The organism is Pseudomonas sp. P5_A12 (assembly GCF_056400685.1).
This window is the reverse complement of record NZ_JBFUKU010000008.1, coordinates 1-19,357: the sequence shown is the minus strand read 5'-3', so window position 1 is coordinate 19,357 and position 19,357 is coordinate 1. Positions and strand designations below refer to the sequence as shown.

Below are 19,357 nucleotides of genomic sequence, written 5' to 3'. Positions count from 1 at the left end.
GCAATCAATTCGAAAGACGCGGCAGGATCAGATCCTTGAGATCGGTCAGCTTGCCATGAAAAAAGTGTCCGCATTCTGCCACTTTCAGCAGCTCATGGGGGCGCTCGAGTTTTTCGGACCAGTCGTAAACCAACTGCGGATTGATCACTTCGTCGGTTTCCGGCTGGATCAGGGTCAACTCGCCCTGCTGTGACAGTTGCTCCTGATCGCCCAGGCGCATGACCGCCGGTGCGACCATGAACAAATGTTTCAGTTGTTCGCCCTTGGCTTCCAGGCGTCCGCCGAGACTTGCTGCAACAAAACCGCCGAAGGAGAAACCCAACAGGGTCAGTGGCAGGTCCGGGTGTTTGGCCCGCAGCCATTCGGCGACGGCTTGAGCATCGTCGACTTCACCGGTGCCCATGTCGTGCGAGCCTTCACTGGCACCGACGCCACGGTAGTTGAACCGCAGGGTAATCAAACCGGCGTCGCGCGCAGTGCGCTGCAGGGTCGAGACGACTTTGTTGAGCATGGTGCCGCCCTGCACCGGGTTCGGATGGCAGATGAGCGCAATACCGTGGGGCTGCTCATTATCCAGATACAAAGCTTCCAAATGGCCGACCGGGCCATCAATCACTACAGGGGTTTCGCGCATAAGCAAGTAAGGAACTCCGTGACCTCTAATCGGGTCGACTCGTCTAGCAAATTGTCTGTGCCAATCTATTGCGAGTGAATCGCGGTATACAGCGCAGGTTCGAGCCGTTAACGTAAAGCAAAGCCGTTTATAGAGGAAGGACTCGTGGAACACTCGCTCTTAGTTTGGTTGTTACCGACTCTTGCCCTGGTTGTGGGTGTCGCCATTGGATTCCTGATCGCTCGCCTGGTGCCGAACGCCGCGCCCAGCAGCACGCAACGTCAGTTGGATGACATTCAGGAACGTTTCGACAGTTATCAGAACGAGGTGGTCACCCACTTCAACAGCACTGCAAACCTGGTCAAAAAACTGACTCAGAGCTATCAGGAAGTGCAGGATCACCTCGCCGAGGGTGCCAACCGTCTGGCCCTGGACGAGCAGACGCGCCAACGCTTGCTGRCCTCCCTGCACGCCGATGCGACAGTGGCCCCACGCGAACGCCTGACGCCACCGCGCAATCAGGAGCCTCCTCGCGACTACGCCCCCAAGACCCCGAACGCGCCGGGCATGCTGGACGAGCATTACGGCCTGAAGAAGTAATCAGGTTTCGCGCAGTACAAAAAGCCCTCGGATGAGTGATTGTCCGGGGGCTTTTTTATTGTTATGTCAGTTCTGGCCCTATCGCCGGCAAGCCGGTCTCTCTCCCACAGACACAAAAAAGCCCGCCCGATCTGTTAAGGATCGGGCGGGCTCTTTTTTTACGCCTGGGGTTCAGTCAGGTTGGTAAAGGTAAAACTGTTATTACTGAGGATACTGCTGACCGGGGATCGCTTTCAAGTTGACTTCAACTCGACGGTTCTGTGCCCGACCATTGGCATCAGCGTTGCTGGCAATCGGGCTATCCGGGCCGGCACCGCGAGCCGAGAGGTTGGCACCGCTCACACCTTGCGAAGTCAGGTACGTCGCCACGCTCTGCGCACGACGCTGGGACAGGTCCATGTTGTGCTGGCGGCTGCCGGTGCTGTCGGTGTAACCAACGATTTCGATCTGGTTCTGGTTGAACTCCTTGAGCGAGCCCGCCAGGTTGTTCAACGGCTGATAGAAGCCTGAAGCGATGTTCGCCGAATCGGTAGCGAACGTGATGTTGCCTGGCATGATCAGTTTGATCTGATCGCCCTGGCGCTGCACTTCAACGCCGGTGTTGGCCATGCTGGCACGCAATTTCTTCTCTTGCTGGTCGGCGTAGTAGCCGTAACCAGCGGCAGAAGCACCCACGACTGCTGCGCCGATCAGCGCGCCTTTGCCACGGTTATCATGGTTAATGGCGGCACCCGCCACAGCACCGGCCAAAGCACCGAGACCGCCATATTTAGCGGTTTTGCTCATACCTTGAGAGCCGCCATTAGCTTGGTCCTGGTTATCGTAAGGGCCAGGTGCGGCACAGCCAGACAGCAAGGCGACTGCGGTAGCGACAATTATCAAGCGACGCGTGGTGAACATTAAGAGCTCCTACTATTTTGCATTCGGTGRTGCAACGGACTTCAGCATTGGACCTTCGCGGGGGTTGGATCATCGCACAAGTCAAAAATTCCCCACGTTAAAAACGTGTTACAAATCAAGCCCRCACAAACGGGTTCTCGCGCATTTCATCGCCCAAACGCGTGTCCGGACCATGCCCGGTGACCACGGTCGCCTCTTCGTCGAGCGTATACAGCCGCTGCTTGATCGACCGCACGATGGTCGCCTGATCGCCGCCCCACAAATCCGTGCGCCCTACTCCACGTCGAAACAACGTGTCACCGGCAATCAGCAGCTTGGCCTCTGAAAACCAGAAGCTCATGGAACCCGGTGTATGACCCGGCGTGTGCAACGCCACCCCGCAACCGCAGGCCAGTTCTTCGTCATCGGCCAACCAGCGATCCGGCGGTGGCACGGGCGTGTAAGGCACACCGAACATCTGGCATTGCATCTCCAGATTGTCCCAGAGGAACTGATCCTCTTTGTGCAGGTGCAGGGTAGCGCCGGTTTTCTCCTTCAACCGGCCGGAGGCCAGGAAGTGATCCAGGTGCGCATGGGTATGAATGATACTGACCACCTTCAAGCCCAGGGCATCGAGGCGCGCCAGAATCAATTCATGATTGCCGCCCGGATCGACCACGATCGCTTTTTTGCTGATCGGGTCGCCGATGATGGTGCAGTTGCACTGCAAAGGGCCGACGGGGAAAGTTTCGCGAATAAGGCTGGGTTGCTGGGTCATCGGGACAAGCTCGAATATCAGAGATGGGCAATTCTGGCACAAAACTGCAGCAAGCTTTTCAGCGCCAGGCCAATCTTGAAAATACTATCTCAGCATTCCCAATTCTTTCGCCCGTGCCACCGCCTGCGTGCGCCGCTCAACCCCGAGCTTGCTGTTGATGTGGCTGGCGTGGGTCTTGACCGTGTGCAACGAAATGAACAGTTGATCGCTGATTTGCTGGTTCGAGCAACCTTGGGCTATCAGTTGCAGGACCGCCAGTTCACGCGCGCTGAGCTGCTCTGCCCCCGAACACGGCTCCAATACCGGGCGAGTGATCAGGACCGGCAGTTGTTCTACGAGACTCTGCGAAACAGCCGTCGGAGCAACCAGTTGCAGTTGCCCGCGTAACCAGTCCGGATGTTCAGCCAGCAACCCGTCGAACGGTTGCAAGGCGCCGCCGGTCGACGCTTCCAATGCCTGTGCCAGCACCTTGCGGGCTTCGGGCTCGCGGCCACTGACGAGTAACAAGGCCACTTTCTGAGTCAGCGCCATGGCACTGAGCATCTGCCGCCCCGTTTGCTGCCCATGTTCAAACAGCGTATTCAATCGGCCTTCGGCCAGCATTGGCTGCCCCTGAATGACCTCCAGCAAGGCTTGTTGCAATTCGATATGCAACGGCAGCTGTGGATGGAATTCCGGCGGTGCTGCCGGGTGTTCGCCGTTATAGGTCTGCCCCAAGCGGGAAAGCCAGGCTTCGGCCAGGTCGGTGCGGCCCTGGGCCAGCCAGAGCTCGCATTTGACCATGGTAATCATCGCCAGATAGTAAATGGGGGGCACGTCCCAGATGTGCATCAGGCGCTCGGCTTCGGCCAGTTCTGCGAAGGCGTTGGCGAACTCGCCGCTGTTACCCTCAAGCCTGGCGATCACGCAATGGCCGATCAATACGCTGATATCGCGACAGGCCCGAGCCTCACTCAAACCGGTTTGCAAACGTGCCCGCGCAGCTTGTGGTTGCAGACGCAAGGCCAGCAAGAGCCCCTCATACAACGTCAGGCGAGCGCGTATGGCGTAAAGTCGTTGCGCGGATAACCCTTGCAGGCGTTGCAACCCCTGACGAACCTCTTGCAACGAGCGCAGGATTTCCCCGCGTGCCTGCAATACCCGGGCGCGGTCGTAATGGGCCAGTGCTTCAAACAATGGATTACCAACTCGCTGCGCCAATTCCAGCGACTCACGGTTCAAACTGCGCGCACGCCACAAGTCGCCGTCGGCGATGGCCAGGTTGGACAGGGTCGAGAGGCACATCRGACGTTGCCCGTAACGTTTGGCCGGCAGGCTCTGCAGCGCTTCAGTGCAATAGAGAAGCGTCTGCTCGCGGTTACCACGCCCCCGGGCGATGATGCCCCTCAGGGCCAGCCATTGCGCGAGCATCGACTTCTGCGCGGTGGCCGAAGGGGCCGGCAGGAAGCGGCTCAAGTGGGCTGCCAATTCCTCCGCCGCATCCAGTTGACAGGCCATCCCCAGCGCCCAGCTGTAGAGCACGATCAGCCTGGGTGTGCTGATCAGCAAGCTGTCGGGCAAGTCCATTTTCCAGCGCAGCAACATGCCGGCGTTCTGCTCGGCCAGCAATTGTTCTTCCGAGAGGTTTTGCACCAGGTTCGCCGCAACGTCCAGATGCCCGGCACGCAATGCCTGCTCCACCGCTTCGTCGAGCAACCCCTGTGCATTGAACCAGCGACAGGCACGCAAATGCAGGCTGGCGGCCGGCACTATCGTGTGAGCGGTGGGCCGAGTGCGTAGCAAATCGGAAAACAGATGGTGATAGCGATACCAGTGGCCGTGCTCGTCCAGCGGCACCAGGAATACCTGGTGTGCCTGAAGGAAACGCAGTATTTCGGCACTGTCATGGGCGTCACGAACCGCGTCGCAGAGCTCGCTGCAAAAACGCTCCTGAGGCGCCGTGTCGTAAAGAAATTGCTGCACTTCGGCCGGCAGGCAATCGATGACTTCTTCCAGCAAGTAATCGCGGATCAGCCCTTCCCCACCGTGCAGCGACTGTGGCAACGCACCGTCATTGCCGGCCTCGGAGGCCGCCAGCAACCAGAATCGCAGACCCGCGACCCAGCCTTCACTGCGCTGAATCAGATTTTCCAGCGCCTCGCCATGCAAGGAACTGCTGTGGCGATCCAGCAACGTGAGGGCTTCATCATGAGTCAGTCGAAGGTCCTGCTCATGCAGTTCGAGCAGTTGGCGCGACAAGCGCAGACGTGCCAGATGCCAGTCCGGGCGCTGGCGACTGGTGACCATGACCAGCAAGCCATCGGGCAAATGATTGAGGAAAAATTGCAGGCAACGATCGAGGACCGGGCCTTGTGCAAGATGATAGTCATCAAGCACCAATAGCAAAGGCGTACTCGGCGACAGGTAGATGGCCAGCTCGTCCAGCAACCCGTCCAGCCATTCTTCAAAGGCGAACGGTTGATGACGCTGGCGCATTTTCAGCAATCCCAGTGCCTGACTGCCCAGTGTCGGAAAATAGTCCTGGAGACCTTCGAGCAACCGCTCAAGGAAACGCCCCGGATCACTGTCTCGAGAACTCAACCCCAACCACAGACTTTGCCAATGGGCCGGCAGCCCCTGACAGAACTCCACCGCCAATGAGCTCTTGCCGAACCCGGCAGGTGCGCTGACCAGCAACAGCCTGCCACCGAGGCCGGCACTCAGGCGCTCGCACAGACGAGGCCGCAGCACATGGCCGTCGGGCAGCGGGGGCCGAAAAAAGCGCCCGTCCAATGCCGCGATGGAAACGCTTGCAGGGCCCGGGAGTGGGGACAGATCAGTCATGGCCGGCTCTTGTTTGAATTGCGGATGGCGGCGTTGCAGATGTCCGCAGACTAGCGGTAAACGGATAGGGAATGAAGGTAATTGCTACAAATGGCTACAAAAAGTCTACGAGCAGACGCTGCAGTCAATCCAGATAGCCACACTTGACTCGTAGCAGCTGCCGAGTCTGCGAGGCTGCTGCTACCTGTAGTTTTATGAACTTCCAAAAAAAACGCCCCGAACCAGTCGGGGCGTTTTTCGAGGAGGCGTGCGCTGTTCAGTACAGGTTAGCGAACCCCGTCCTGACGCAGTGCAGCCGGTGTGAAGTCGCTGGTGGTAGCGGTGAAGCCGAAGTCATACGCAGACTTCTCTTCGTTTTTCATACCCAGCGCCAGGTAGCGACCCGATTGCAGGTCGTACAGCGCTTCCAATGCGTACCACGGCACTTGAACGTTGTAGTAATCCTGGGCGTGAGCTTCTGCCACACGCCACAGTTGATTACGACCGTCGTAGTGATCGATCACTGCGGCTTGCCAGGTGTCTTCGTCGATGTAGAAGTCACGTTTGGCGTAGATGTGACGCTGGCCTTCTTTCAAGGTCGCCACGATATGCCAGACCCGGCGCAACTCGTAACGTGCCAGGTCCTGGTTGATGTGGCCGGCCTTGATGATGTCGTCGTACTTGAGGGTAGGCGAATCGAGCTTGTAGCTGTCAGAGGCAATGTACATCTCTTTCTTGCCTTCCAGCTTCCAGTCGTAGCGATCCGGCGCACCGTTGTACATGTCCAGGTTATCGGAGGTACGCAAGCCATCCGCCGCAGTACCCGGCCCGTCATAGGACACTTGTGGGGCACGACGCACACGACGCTGACCGGCGTTGTAGACCCASGCMGARCGCGGYTCCTTCACYTGGTCGAGGGTTTCGTGCACCAGCAGCACACCGCCGGCCAGACGTGCTGGCGCGAGCACTTTTTGTTTGAAGTAGAACAGGATGTTGCCTGGGTTCGCCTGATCGAAGTCCTTCATCTTGTCACGGAACACGAACTGATCCTGGAAGTACACCAGGCTGTACGAGCCGTTCGGCTGCGGCGTGGCCTGGGTCACCAGACGGGTCACACTGCCACCGCGATAGCGAGTGATGTGGTTCCAGATGACTTCAATGCCGCTCTGGGGAATCGGGAACGGGATAGCGGTTTCGAAGTTTTCCAGGCCGTTGCCGCCGGATACCAGCTTGGTCGTGGTGGCGTTTTTCTTGATGGCGGCAAACACTTCAGCCGGCACGGTAGAGCCACGATGGGACGTGTAAACCGGCATCTTGTAGGTTTCCGGGTAGCGCTTGAACATCGCGTACTGGCCCGGGGCGAGTTTGTTTTTGTACTGGTCGACGTTTTGCGCCGTGATAGTGAACAGTGGTTTTTCACTGGCGTACGGGTTGGACAGGAATCCTTTGCTGTCGACCGTTCCAATGTTTTTCGCCATTGGCTTCCAGGCCGGAATCGAACCGTCGGCATTGCCCGCCATCTCGGCGCCCATCGGGGTCAGGCTCTTGCCCAGTTTGTCGGCTTCGGCCGCAGGGACTGCCGCCATCACACTGGTTGCCAGCAGCGAAAGCCCCAGAACACCAGCTTGGAACAGACTCTTTGTTATTTTCATATGTGTGTTTGTCCTGAAAAAACAGCGCTTAGAAGTTCACGCCGACGCTGAGCGCAACGAAGTCGCGGTCATCTACCGTGGTGTATTTGCCGTCAAAGAAGTTGGTGTAAGCCAGGCTCGCGGTGTAGGTGTTCTGGTATTCGGCATCGACCCCCAGGCTCACCGCTTTACGACCTTCCTCGAAGTTACCGCCAGGGCCTGGCGAGTAACCGTTTACGTCGTGGGACCAGGCCACGTTCGGCTTGAGGTTCACACCGGCGAACACGTCGTTGTAGTCCCAGATCGCACGACCGCGATAGCCCCACGAAGTCGCCGTGGTGAAGCCGTCGTTGTCGCAGTTGCGGCTGCGGTTGTTGGTGGGAGTGCCCGGGCCGGCACCGTTGATGGTGCTGGTGTTGAGCGCCACGCAAGTATCGATAGCGCCTGAGGCTGGCAACGAACCTGGGCCGTAGACCGGATCGCGGCCATAACGAACGTCCGAGGTGCTTTCCAGGCCGCCGACATGGGTCACGCCCACTTCGCCGACCAGGGTCAGGCGGCTCGCGCCCATCACTTGGTCAAAGAAGTGCGTCAGGGTGCTCTGGAACTGGGTCACTTCTTTACGGCGATAACCATGAAGGTCAGTACCTGGTGCGGCGGAGAGCAACGAAGCGTTGGTCAAAGGATTGTTCGTATTGCCGTTGCCCAAAGGACGAATGCCAGCGAACAGAATGTCGGTGGAGTTCAACTGCACCGGCGCGTTCGGACGGTAGCTGACTTCACCGCTCCACGCCGTCCCCGTCGACAAGGTGGTGGAGAAGCTCAGGCCATAGAGACGAATGTCTTCAGGGTATTCGATGAAGTACTGCGWGTTACCGGCTACCAACAAAGGTGCAAGCGCGGCAAACGGGCCTGGAAGCGACGCAGCAGTGTTATAGACCGATTGCGGCGCACCGGTGGCGCTGAAGATCGGTGCACGGCTGTGATAGTTCATGAAGTAGGCACCGAACTCGGTGTCCAACGGGTCGAACATGTACTTGAAGGACGCGCCCCACTGGCCGCTGTCCCGTGCATCACGATCGCCGCCACGCTGGACCAGAACACCTTCCTCGTTGACGTTAACGCCGTTGGCAGCCAACGGACCCAACGCAATGGCTGGAATCGTCGAGCGCTTGTTCAGCACGCGCAGGTAGGTATCGCAACCATCGGCCACGATGTCAGGCTGAGAGAAAAACGTGCCGCAGTTATCGACGACGGTCTGGTCCCATTCCAGCTGGTAGAACGCTTCAGCCGACAGGTTTTCGGTCAGGCTCTGGGACACGTAGAACATGTTGACCGGAATCAGGCCTTCCTTGATTTCGGAACCCGGACGACGGAATGCGGACACGTCGATAGGGTTGATCGAGTTGATGCCGCCGCCGATGAAAGTACTTTCACCCCAGCTCACCACCTGCTTGCCCAGACGCACGGAACCCGGCTGATCGGCAACGGCGTAGTTGTGATAAACGAAGGCGTCGAGGATTTGCCCGCCAGAGGATTTGGCGCCTTCCTTGCGGCCGTCATTGCTGACGTTAACGAATTCCAGATCTTCGTTTTGCAGCGCGAAGTCGTACCAGTATTTGCCCCGGACAAATACGCCCGTGTCGCCATATTTCAGCTCAAGGTCATGGATGCCTTTGAAGATCTTCGAGAACGCTTGCCCGCTCTTGAAGTTCAAGTGTCCGTTATCGGAGGTCTGGGACAAGCCTTGCCCGCCGTTGTTGACACCGATCAGGTTCTTGTTCGGCGACTGGGTAGACACACTCATACCCAGGGAGAGCGACGAATCGAACTGACCTTCGATTTCACCAACGTTGAAACTGACGCCGAATGCAGGCCCGGCGAGCGAAGAGGCGAGACTGACCGCCAGGGGCAATTTCGCCCGGCGCCAGAACTTGTTTACTGATGTCATCGACGCTACTCCATGTGCATTATTGTTTTGGCTGTAAGCACTTCTAAAAACGTTGTGGGTGACGTGGAGCCAAGGCGTCCGAAAGTCACTCCAAAATTGCATCGCCCCGTTTTGTGCGTTTGCTCCGTTCTTAAAAATCCGTGACCGGACTATAGCCAGCAGGTAGTGGAGCTTGATCCCTCTAAAGTGTGATTTGCAGCTGCCGACCACTCTGGAACAGTCCTTTCGCCAGTCCGACACCTGTCGGCCCGGCAAGGATGGCTGAAAATTCGGATTACACAAGCCAAGCGCTTGCTTGGTGGGCCTGGCGTGCCTTTTCGGGCACGCCAAGAGGCGCTTAAAGCGTCGAGAGGAAGGTGCTGTTGTTGGCCTGCCATTCGGTGATGTCGAGGCGGATGCGCTTCTTGTCGAGCTTGCCGACACTGGTCTTGGGAATTTCAGTAACAAGGGCTATCTGGCTGGGGATCGCCCACTTGCTCAAGTGGCCCAACTCCACAAATGGCTTCAGGTGCTCCTTGAGTTCACGAGCCCCGATTTCATGCCCTTCGTGGATCACCAGCAGCGCAAACGGCCGCTCACCCCATTGCGGATCGGCGATGCCCACCACTGCTACTTCGCGTACCGCCACGTGGCGACTGATCAAGTCTTCAAGGTCCAGAGACGAGATCCACTCGCCACCGGTCTTGATCACGTCCTTGATGCGGTCACGGATGTCGATCACACCCATGCCGTCCAGCGTCGCCACGTCGCCCGTATGCAGCCAGCCCCCGGCCCAGAGCTCGGCACCTTTTTGCGGTTCGTTGAAATAACCCTCAGTGAGCCATGGCGCACGCAACACGAGCTCGCCCTGGGTTTCGCCATCGGCGGGCAGGAAGTTGCCGTCGGGGTCGACGATCGCCGCTTCCACCAATGGCCCCGGAACGCCGGCCTTGATGCGATAGGTGGTGCGTTCGTCTTCGCTGCCGGCCATCAATTCATCGTTGAGGTGCGCACATGACACCAGCGGCCCGGTTTCCGACATGCCATAAGCGGCCGTCAACTGGATGCCCTTGCCTTTGGCCGTTTCGTACAGCGTGCGGTTAAGCGCACTGCCACCGATGACAATTTTCCAGCCGCCGAAATCCGTGCCTTGCGCCGCTTTGGCGTTGAGGATCATCTGCAAAATGGTCGGTACGCAGTGGGAAAAGGTGACCTTCTCCTTGCGCCACAACTCCACCAGGTATTCCGGGTCGTAACGGCCGGGATAAACCTGCTTGAGCCCGAGCATGGTCGCCACATAGGGCAAGCCCCAGGCATGCACATGGAACATCGGGGTGATCGGCATGTACACATCGCTGGTGCCCAGCAGACGCACACTGTCGAGGGAGCCCATGATGGTCGACACGCCAATGGTGTGCAGCACCAGTTGCCGGTGAGTGAAATACACACCTTTAGGATTGCCGGTGGTACCGGTGGTGTAGAACGTTGTCGCGACCGAGTGTTCGTCGAAGTCCTGGAAGTCGTATTGCGTACTGGCAGCCGACAGCAGTTGCTCATACTCGCCGATCAGGTTCGGCAGATCGGCGGTTTTCTCCGGCAGGTCAGTCAGCAGCAGGGTTTTCTCGACCGTGGTCAGGTTCCCGGCAAGCGCCTGGTAAAGCCCCACGAACTCGCTGTTGACCAGCACAAAGCGGTCCTCGGCGTGGTTCATGGTGTAGAGGATTTGTTCCGGCGACAGGCGCACGTTAATTGTGTGGATCACCGCGCCGATCATCGGAATAGCGAACATGCATTCCAGGTATCGATGGCTGTCCCAGTCCATCACCGCCACGGTATCTCCGGCCTTGACCCCGGCCGCCGTCAACACGTTGGCCAACCGCGCGACCCGCTCGATCAGGGTCGGATAGCTGTAGCGCACCTGGTCGCGGTAAATGATCTCGCGGGTTTTCTCGTAACGAGCGCCGGACATCAGCAGCCGCTTGATCAACAGCGGATACTGGTAAGCGCCTTCGGCTGGGGGGATAACGCGAGTCTGCAACATATCAATCCCTTTTCTGACTGCAYGGTGTTGGCTGAAAGTAAGCACTCTAGTGCCCTTCAACGCCGGTCAAATCAGCCAAAGGAATGATTTGCAGAGCCGTACAAATGCTAGCGTTGCGCCAGCACTTGCAGGATATCGAGGATCAATCGGCTATCAATGCATCTCGGTGAAGGCGAGTTTCACGCCGATGGCGATCAGCACCACGCCCATGGTGCGGTCGAACCAGTGGCCCATGCGGGCAAAACCGGCACGCACACGCTGCTGACTGAACAGCCGCGCCACCAGGCAAAACCACACCGCCGTCGCCGCCGCCAGATAGACCCCGTAACCGGCTTGTACCGCCAGCGGCGTGTGGGGGTTGATCACCACGGTGAACAGCGACAAAAAGAACAGCGTGGCTTTCGGGTTCAGACCGTTGGTCACGAAACCGGAGGTGAAAGCGCCACGGGCAGTTCGCTCGCCAGCTTCCTTGTGCAGATTGTCAGCGACCGCTTTGGCCGGTTGCGCGCGCAGGGCCTTGTAGCCGATGTACAACAGGTATGCGGCGGCGGCCCATTTCAGCGCGTTGAACAGCACGATCGACTGGGACACGATCAGGCCGATGCCGAGCAGCGAATAGCCAACATGCAGGAAAATCGCCGTACCAACGCCCAGCGCCGTCCAGGTGCCGGCGCGTCGACCATGGGTCACGCTTTCACGCACCACCACGGCAAAGTCCGGGCCGGGGCTGGCCACGGCGAGCAAGTGAATCAGGGCAACGGTCAAGAACTCTGTCCAGTACATTGGGGCTCCTTTGGGGTAGATCGGTCGAATAATTGTTCAGGTAACGACATGACCTGTAGCAGCTGGCGAAGCCTGCGTCAGGTTCGGGCCGCGTTCGGACGCAGCAGTCGCAAAACATGCGCTCATGGTCTGCCTGATACACCGAGGCGCATGAATTCACGACTGCTACGCAGCCGGACGCAGGCTTCGCCAGCTGCTACAAGGGTGCGTCGCTGTTTCAGTGCGTCAACTCAGCCACTTGAGTGCAATGGGTAACCATTTGTGTCATCTGGTAGGCTCGGCAGATTACGCCTTCAGTTCAATGCACAAAAGGTACAGTTGATGACGAACTCTCGCCGCGCCGTTTTTCTCGACCACCCATCCCTGGACCTCGGCGACCTCGACCTCAGTCCGCTGCATGATTGCTTTGACGAGCTGCAGTTGTTCGCGCAGACCACGCCGGATCAAGTGATCGAACGCCTCAAAGGTGCCATGGTAGCCATCAGCAACAAGATCCTGATCGATGCCGCGACCATCGCTGCCAGCCCGGATTTGAAGTTGATCCTGATCACTGCCACCGGCACCAACAACGTCGATCTGTCCGCTGCCCGCGCCCATGGCGTGACGGTTTGCAACTGCCAGGGCTACGGCACACCGTCGGTGGCGCAGCACACCATCATGTTGCTGCTCAACCTCGCAACGCGCTTGGCCGACTATCAAAAAGCCGTAGGTGAAGGTCGCTGGCAGCAAGCGAAACAGTTCTGCCTGCTGGACTACCCGATCGTCGAACTGGAAGGCAAAACCCTTGGCCTGCTCGGCCATGGCGAACTAGGCGGAGCGGTCGCACGACTGGCCGAAGCATTCGGTATGCGCGTGCTGCTGGGGCAGATTCCGGGGCGCCCTGCCCGGCCGGATCGTTTGCCGCTGGATGAGCTGCTGCCGCAGATCGACGCCCTCACGCTGCACTGTCCACTCAACGAACACACCCGCCACTTCATCGGCGCCCGTGAACTGGCCTCGATGAAACCCGGCGCTTTCGTGGTCAATACCGCTCGCGGTGGCTTGATCGATGAACAGGCGCTGGCCGATGCCTTGCGCAATGGTCATCTGGGCGGCGCGGCCACTGATGTGCTGAGCGTCGAGCCCCCGACCATTGGCAATCCCTTGCTGGCCGCTGACATTCCACGGTTGATCGTCACTCCACACAACGCCTGGGGCAGTCGCGAGGCGCGGCAGCGAATCGTGGGACAGTTGACCGAAAACGCCCAGGCTTTCTTCAGCAGTACAGCGCTGCGGGTCGTCAGTTGATAAACTGCCGCACTTTTTTTCAAGGAGCAGAGTATGGATCCGCGCAGTGAAGTACTGCTTCGTCAGCCCGAGCTATTCCAGGGTTCGGTGTTGTTGGCCGGTTTGCCCGCCGACGATCTGCTGGGCCGACTGCCCGATGCCCATGGTTGGTGCTGGCACGCCGGCGATCAAGCGGCGCTCGATGCGCGTTTTGCCGAGCGTAGCCATTTTGGGGTGAACGCACCCGAGCGCGAGTTCGAGGCAGCGGTAGTGTTTTTGCCCAAGTCCAAGGACCTGACTGATTACATCCTCAACGCCCTCGCCGCGCGCCTGGCCGGTCGTGAGTTGTACCTGGTAGGCGAAAAACGCAGCGGCATCGAAGGGGCAGCCAAACAGCTGAACCCGTTCGGCAAACCGCGCAAGCTCGACAGCGCCCGTCATTGCCAACTCTGGCAGGTCACGGTGGCCAATGCGCCAGCAGCCAAATCGCTGGAAAGCCTGGCGCAGACCTACGAATTGCCGCTGGCTGAAGGGCCATTGAAAGTCATCAGCCTGCCGGGCGTGTTCAGCCACGGCCGAYTGGATCGCGGCAGCGCGCTGTTGCTGGAACATCTGGACAAGTTGCCGAGCGGCCACTTGCTGGACTTCGGTTGCGGCGCCGGCGTTTTGGGCGCCGCGGTGAAGCGTCGCTATCCGCACAATCAGGTGACATTGCTCGACGTCGATGCGTTTGCTGCCGCCAGCAGTCGCCTGACCCTGGCCGCCAATGGTCTGGAAGCCGATGTGATCACCGGTGATGGAATTGACGCGGCTCCGATGGGCTTGAGTGCGATCCTGAGCAACCCGCCGTTCCATGTCGGCGTCCACACCGATTACTTCGCCACCGAGAACTTGCTGCGAAAAGCAGCCAAACATCTGAAAAATGGCGGCGAACTGCGCCTGGTCGCCAACAGTTTCCTGAAGTATCAACCCCTGATCGAAGAACACTTGGGCGTGTGCGCAATCAAGGCTGAGGGACAGGGTTTCAGAATCTACCGGGCCAAACGCGGCTGAAAATAAGTGCTTGCCTAACGGATTTTGCCTAGGCAGAATCCGCTCCGTCCTAGGGGAGTAGTCTCCCACGAGCGCCATGCTCGTCCGGCATACGTCAACATACTTGGTCCTCAGACCATGGCGTATGCGACCCCAGCGTCCGCATCAGACGGATCGCAGGGTTTGACAAGACCTATGACACGAACACCTTACCCGGGGCGGGGAGGCTGTACGTGTCATAGCCGTGTCGACCCGCCCCTTAGGAAAAACCCTGATGATGCTGGATTCATTTCTCGTTCCGACCGCAATCGTTGCCTTGGCCGAAATCGGCGACAAGACGCAACTGCTCGCGCTCATTCTCRCTGCCCGCTTTCGCAAGCCGTGGCCGATCATCGCCGGCATCGTCGCCGCCACCCTGGCCAACCACGCAGCCGCAGGTGCAGTAGGTGCCTGGTTTGGCAGTTTCTTCTCGAATGCGACGCTGCACTGGATCCTGGCCGCCTGCTTTACCGCGACTGCTTTGTGGACTCTGGTCCCGGACAAGATGGACGACGATGTCAGCACCGCCCGCAAATTCGGGCCATTCCTGACCACGCTGATCGCGTTCTTCCTCGCGGAAATGGGTGACAAGACCCAGGTCGCTACCGTGATGCTGGCGGCGCAATACCCGGATTTGTGGCTGGTCATTCTCGGCACCACCGCCGGCATGTTGATCGCCAACGTGCCTGTGGTGCTGGCCGGTAACTTTGCGGCAGACAAATTGCCATTGACCCTGATCCGTCGACTGGCGGCGTCGGCGTTTCTCATTTTGGCGATTGTTGCGGTGTACAAGGCGATGCAGAGCAGTGGCTGGGTTTAACTCGGTAGACCGAGTCATCGTTCATCGCGGGCAAGCCCGCTCCCACAAGGAAATGCATTTCAACTGTGGGAGCGGGCTTGCCCGCGATGGCGTCAGCAGCCTCCATACAAGAATCAGGATTTACGAGAATTCTCGTACAACGGCATCACCTTGGGAATTGCCGCCTGCAACGCGGCAATACGACTGGCCGACGCCGGGTGTGTACTCATGAACTCCGGTGGCGAACCTTCCGAGACCTTACTCATCTTGTTCCACAGGGTAATCGATGCATTGGGGTTGTAACCGGCGCGGGCGGCCAGCTCGAGACCAATCAGGTCCGCCTCGTTTTCATTGGCGCGACTGTTTGGCAGGGTCATGCCGTAGTTCGCAACGGTATCCGCCAGAACCATGCTGCCCTGGCCCAACCCTAACAAGGCACCGGCGCCTTGCTTGGCCATTTCAATACCATAGGCTTTGGACATCGCTTCACGACCATGCTCACGCAGGGCGTGGGCGATTTCATGCCCCATGATTGCGGCGATTTCATCGTCGGTCAGTTGCAGTTTGTCGATCAGCCCGGTGTAAAAGATGATCTTGCCCCCAGGCCCGCAGTTGGCATTGAGCTCATCGCTCTTGATCAGGTTGACCTCCCACTTCCACTGAGCGGCATCCGGACGAAAATTCGGCGCCTGAGCAATCAGCCGGTCGGCAATGGCCTGTACGCGCATGGCATTCTCGCTGGTTTTGTCCAGCACACCTTTGCTGGAGGCTTCACCGATAGTCTTCTGATAAGACTGCGCATACATCTGGTCGACCTGTTGCGCGGGCAACATGGTAAACATGTACTGTTTGCGCTCAACCCCCACGGCACCGCCGCTGGTGGTGTTGACCGACTGACACCCGGCGAGCAGCAAACTGGCGCTCAGCGTCCCAAAAACCAATAACTTGTTCATCAAATAAACTCCCTGAAATCATGCCGCGTATCCTAGGCGTGGAAATGTATCGACGCCAGATACAYAAAACTAAGACGCAAATTTCAGCCAAAGCTCTCGGCATCGCAGGAAAAAATTCACAGTGCGCTGCGGCCCTCATCGCGATGGGCCTGCCCAGACACCCCATCAACCCGGAGTGAGACACTCCGGCGCATTCAGCTTCGGATCGTTCACCAGATTCGCCAGCACCCGCTCACGCAACACCGCGGGTTCACTGGCAAGCAATGCCTGCAAGGTATGCAGCGGCGTCTCGGGATCGAGCCACGCCGCCTGCCCCGCTGCATCGAGAATCAACGGTCGGCGCTGACTCGCCGCCGGCTGCGTGATCACTGCCGTGCTCAGCCATACTTGCTCCTGCACCGGGTACGCTTCCCAGATCGCGGCAAAAAAAAGCGACGAACCCTCCCCCGGCGTCAGCCAGTACGGACGCTTGCGCGTGGTGCCGCGCCATTCATAGAAACCGTTGGCTGGCAGCAGGCAACGTCGCTCACGAAAGGCCTGGCGAAACATCGGTTGCTCGGCGACGGTTTCAGCCCGGGCATGGGCCGGGGTGCGGGACAGGTCGGTCAGCCACGGTGGCGTCAGGCCCCAGCGGGCGCGGGCCAGTTCACGCTGGCCGTCCAGGCCTGCACGCAGCATCAACACCGAATCGTTGGGGGAAATATTCCACTGGGCCTGCTGATCGGCAGGGAAACCGGGCAGGGCCGCGAAGGCGGGGTTCCAGCGAAACAGGGCATAACGTCCACACATGGGGCAGCACGACTCTTGATCAAACGAACGCCAGCCTAACAGACCAGCGTGCCGGGATAGCTCTCCGGTTCATCGCCGGACAGGGGCAGCGCGGCATTGTACGCGGTGATCAGCTCGCGGGCGTATTCAGCCTGGTCGTTGTCCACCGACAATCCCAACAGGCCGAAGATCGGCAGTTCGCCAGTGCCACCGAGCAAATGGCGCCCCACCAGATGCGCCTCGATGCCCTCGCTGGCCAACATGCCTTGCAGCAATTCGCCTTCCATCAGGTTTTCCGGCTCGTAGATTCGCAGCATCGGGATACCCCTTTTTTCACTCGTTTTCGCTGAGCACTTCGAGCAACCATTCCTGACCGTCGGTCTGCAGGACAAACGTTATCGGCCGACAACACACCGGACAATCTTCGATGTAGGTCTGATCGCCGCCGGACAAATCCAGCACGGCCTCGGCTGGTTCACCACAATACGGACATTCGTAGCGCTCGGTTTCCAGCATCGCGGTCTCCCAGGTGACTTGTGCGTATAATCGCCGGTCTATTTGCAGGGCTATTTTTGTCTGGCTAATTTTTCAGACCGTACCCTGTCGGTTTTGATCAAAACCTTTACTTACCCTAGCCGTTTCTAACAAGAGAGCATGATGGGCGAATTCGATGCCATCCGACCTTACGACGACAGCGAAGTCCCAGCGGTACTGGACAGGTTGCTCGGCGACAAGGCGTTTCTAGATATCCTCACCCACTTCCGCTTCCCGCGTTTTGCCGGTGCTTTCGGCTGGATGCTTAAACCACTTATAGCTCATCGGCTGCGCCGCGAATTCGCTGGCGTTCATTCGGTGGCCACGTTGCAAGACAAGGTCGAGATGTACGTCGACCACACCATCGAACGCGCAACAGACGGCGTCACCTACACCGGCGTCGAACAGTTCAAGTCCGGCAGCGCCTACCTGTTCATCGCCAACCACCGCGATATCGTGATGGACCCGGCCTTCGTCAACTACGCCGTGTACCACGCAGGCCTGCCGACACCGCGCATCGCGATCGGCGACAATCTGCTGCAAAAGCCCTTTGTCAGCGACCTGATGCGCCTGAACAAGAGCTTCATCGTGCACCGCTCGATCACCGGTCGCCGCGAGAAGATGGCGGCGTATCAATTGCTCTCGGCCTACATCAACCACTCGATCCGCAACGATTGCGCCTCGATCTGGATCGCCCAGGCCGAAGGTCGGGCGAAAGACGGCGACGACCGCACCGAGTCGGCGATCCTCAAGATGTTCCACATGAGTCGCAAGGACGAGCCGTTCGGCGAAGTCATTCAGTCGCTGAACCTCACCCCGGTGTCGATCAGCTATGAATACGACCCGTGCGATCAGGCCAAGGCGCGCGAGTTGTTCATCCGCGCCACCACCGGCAGCTACAGCAAAGTGCCGGGTGAAGACGATGTGAGCATCGCCAAGGGCATCACCGGCTACAAAGGCCGGGTCCACGTGAACTTCGCCGCGCCGATCACCGAGCTGTTTGAAGACACCAAGCAACTCGCTGTCGAGATGGACAAGCAAATCCTCGGTGGCTACCGCTTGTTCCCGGTGCACTACCTGGCCTACGCCCAATGGAAAGACGCCGACCCGCAATTGCAGGTGCCCAAAGCGGCTGAAGTGTTTGCGGCCGATGAACTGACCAAGGCGCAGGAAGAATGGAACAAGCGTCTGGAGGCCTGCCCCGAAGAACATCGTCCGTTCCTCGTGCTGCAATATGCGACGCCGGTGCGCAATCAGTACCGGGTGAAAGCCGGGTTGCCGCTGTAGTTAATTGGCTGGATACGACAACGGCGCCTTCGGGCGCCGTTTTCATTGCTGCAATGTTTGTAATCAGACCCGCGTACTGATCCACGATACCAGCAACGCCAGCCCGAGGCAGGCGAAACCGAAGCGATAGAAAAAGCGGTTCATGCGCAACGTCGCCCCATCGAGGGTCGGCTCTACGTTGGGTTGACTCTGGCGCTGAGCTACAACAATGGCCATGGCGCGTTGTTCGCGGCGACGAGTGGCGTGCAGCAGCCAACAGCCCGGAAAGGCAAGCAGCAAGGCCAGCAGATTGACCAGCTTGGCGGGATGGGCGGTAAACAGCGTCATCAAATGCAGCGACATCACGGACCTCAAACAAAACCGGTGTAGCAGACGTCGAATCGACGAGTGCGGCGCGGATTCTACCGAAAGCCTCACCTCCCGCATCTGTTTTACGACAAAGAGCTCACTATTTGGCTGATTCCTGTCCTGGGTCACAGCTTCTTCATTCCCTGTGGGAGCGAGACCGGCTTGCCGGCGATGGCGTCGTGTCAGTCGACATTTATTTTGACTGATCATCCGCTTTCGCCGGCAAGCCGGTCTCGCTCCCACAGGGAATGAAGAAGCTGTGACCCAGGCCAGG

The 19,357-nt window shown here is 58.8% G+C and carries 18 protein-coding genes and 1 riboswitch; of the genes, 5 read left to right on the top strand and 13 right to left on the bottom strand.

Going from position 1 to position 19,357, the window contains the following annotated elements:
* Positions 1 to 4 precede the first annotated feature (4 nt).
* Positions 5 to 634, bottom strand: coding sequence for an alpha/beta hydrolase (locus AC1DSG_RS02330; protein WP_477789437.1), 630 nt, complete (start codon positions 632 to 634; stop codon positions 5 to 7).
* 144 nt (positions 635 to 778) lie between these two features.
* On the opposite strand from AC1DSG_RS02330, the gene AC1DSG_RS02325 reads away from it, so the two are divergent.
* The gene (locus AC1DSG_RS02325; protein WP_477789408.1) at positions 779 to 1,213 is read left to right on the top strand and encodes a Z-ring associated ZapG family protein; all 435 of its coding nucleotides are present in this window, start codon (positions 779 to 781) and stop codon (positions 1,211 to 1,213) included.
* A gap of 201 nt (positions 1,214 to 1,414) precedes the next feature.
* Here the strand turns inward: AC1DSG_RS02325 and AC1DSG_RS02320 are convergent, their stop codons facing one another.
* The 7 genes from AC1DSG_RS02320 to AC1DSG_RS02290 all read right to left on the bottom strand — a co-directional run bounded on the left by AC1DSG_RS02320 (position 1,415) and on the right by AC1DSG_RS02290 (position 12,057).
* Entirely contained in the window at positions 1,415 to 2,113 is a 699-nt protein-coding gene (locus AC1DSG_RS02320) for a YiaD family glycine zipper/OmpA-like lipoprotein (protein WP_477789407.1), read from the bottom strand.
* 115 nt (positions 2,114 to 2,228) lie between these two features.
* Positions 2,229 to 2,870, bottom strand: coding sequence for an MBL fold metallo-hydrolase (locus AC1DSG_RS02315; protein WP_477789406.1), 642 nt, complete (start codon positions 2,868 to 2,870; stop codon positions 2,229 to 2,231).
* An 84-nt stretch (positions 2,871 to 2,954) separates the two neighbouring features.
* On the bottom strand, positions 2,955 to 5,693 hold the full coding sequence (locus AC1DSG_RS02310) for a winged helix-turn-helix domain-containing protein (RefSeq protein ID WP_477789405.1): 2,739 nt from the start codon (positions 5,691 to 5,693) through the stop codon (positions 2,955 to 2,957).
* Between the two features lie 266 nt (positions 5,694 to 5,959).
* On the bottom strand, positions 5,960 to 7,324 hold the full coding sequence (locus AC1DSG_RS02305) for a DUF1329 domain-containing protein (RefSeq protein ID WP_477789404.1): 1,365 nt from the start codon (positions 7,322 to 7,324) through the stop codon (positions 5,960 to 5,962).
* A 28-nt stretch (positions 7,325 to 7,352) separates the two neighbouring features.
* A complete protein-coding gene (locus AC1DSG_RS02300) occupies positions 7,353 to 9,254 on the bottom strand; it encodes a DUF1302 domain-containing protein (RefSeq protein WP_477789403.1) in 1,902 nt (633 codons plus the stop codon).
* A 337-nt stretch (positions 9,255 to 9,591) separates the two neighbouring features.
* A complete protein-coding gene (locus AC1DSG_RS02295) occupies positions 9,592 to 11,274 on the bottom strand; it encodes a fatty acid--CoA ligase (protein ID WP_477789402.1) in 1,683 nt (560 codons plus the stop codon).
* 153 nt (positions 11,275 to 11,427) lie between these two features.
* On the bottom strand, positions 11,428 to 12,057 hold the full coding sequence (locus tag AC1DSG_RS02290) for a LysE family translocator (protein ID WP_007947100.1): 630 nt from the start codon (positions 12,055 to 12,057) through the stop codon (positions 11,428 to 11,430).
* A 321-nt stretch (positions 12,058 to 12,378) separates the two neighbouring features.
* Here AC1DSG_RS02290 and AC1DSG_RS02285 point away from each other — a divergent pair, with 321 nt between their 5' ends.
* From AC1DSG_RS02285 to AC1DSG_RS02275, 3 genes are all read left to right on the top strand, one after another.
* Positions 12,379 to 13,344 (top strand): 2-hydroxyacid dehydrogenase, encoded by a 966-nt coding sequence (locus tag AC1DSG_RS02285; RefSeq protein ID WP_477789401.1) that lies wholly within the window; start codon positions 12,379 to 12,381, stop codon positions 13,342 to 13,344.
* A 33-nt stretch (positions 13,345 to 13,377) separates the two neighbouring features.
* Complete coding sequence (locus AC1DSG_RS02280) at positions 13,378 to 14,376, top strand: methyltransferase (protein WP_477789400.1); 999 nt, start codon at positions 13,378 to 13,380, stop codon at positions 14,374 to 14,376.
* 39 nt (positions 14,377 to 14,415) lie between these two features.
* Positions 14,416 to 14,540, top strand: a riboswitch (yybP-ykoY riboswitch).
* Positions 14,541 to 14,632: 92 nt separating this feature from the next.
* Complete coding sequence (locus AC1DSG_RS02275) at positions 14,633 to 15,214, top strand: TMEM165/GDT1 family protein (protein ID WP_477789436.1); 582 nt, start codon at positions 14,633 to 14,635, stop codon at positions 15,212 to 15,214.
* A 113-nt stretch (positions 15,215 to 15,327) separates the two neighbouring features.
* On the opposite strand, the gene AC1DSG_RS02270 is transcribed toward AC1DSG_RS02275, so the two are convergent.
* The 4 genes from AC1DSG_RS02270 to AC1DSG_RS02255 form a co-directional block, all read right to left on the bottom strand.
* Positions 15,328 to 16,146 carry a M48 family metallopeptidase gene (locus AC1DSG_RS02270; protein ID WP_477789399.1) on the bottom strand — a complete coding sequence of 273 codons (819 nt, stop codon included), beginning with the start codon at positions 16,144 to 16,146 and terminating at the stop codon, positions 15,328 to 15,330.
* Between the two features lie 165 nt (positions 16,147 to 16,311).
* On the bottom strand, positions 16,312 to 16,935 hold the full coding sequence (locus tag AC1DSG_RS02265; protein ID WP_223515363.1) for an SOS response-associated peptidase: 624 nt from the start codon (positions 16,933 to 16,935) through the stop codon (positions 16,312 to 16,314).
* 35 nt (positions 16,936 to 16,970) lie between these two features.
* Complete coding sequence (locus tag AC1DSG_RS02260) at positions 16,971 to 17,231, bottom strand: putative signal transducing protein (protein ID WP_477789398.1); 261 nt, start codon at positions 17,229 to 17,231, stop codon at positions 16,971 to 16,973.
* Positions 17,232 to 17,247: 16 nt separating this feature from the next.
* Positions 17,248 to 17,430, bottom strand: coding sequence for a CPXCG motif-containing cysteine-rich protein (locus AC1DSG_RS02255; protein WP_477789397.1), 183 nt, complete (start codon positions 17,428 to 17,430; stop codon positions 17,248 to 17,250).
* Positions 17,431 to 17,571: 141 nt separating this feature from the next.
* On the opposite strand from AC1DSG_RS02255, the gene AC1DSG_RS02250 reads away from it, so the two are divergent.
* Complete coding sequence (locus AC1DSG_RS02250; protein WP_477789396.1) at positions 17,572 to 18,735, top strand: 1-acyl-sn-glycerol-3-phosphate acyltransferase; 1,164 nt, start codon at positions 17,572 to 17,574, stop codon at positions 18,733 to 18,735.
* Positions 18,736 to 18,798: 63 nt separating this feature from the next.
* Here AC1DSG_RS02250 and AC1DSG_RS02245 read toward each other — a convergent pair whose 3' ends face one another.
* Positions 18,799 to 19,077, bottom strand: a complete 279-nt coding sequence (locus tag AC1DSG_RS02245) for a hypothetical protein (RefSeq protein ID WP_477789395.1) — start codon at positions 19,075 to 19,077, stop codon at positions 18,799 to 18,801.
* Between the last annotated feature and the right edge of the window lie 280 nt (positions 19,078 to 19,357).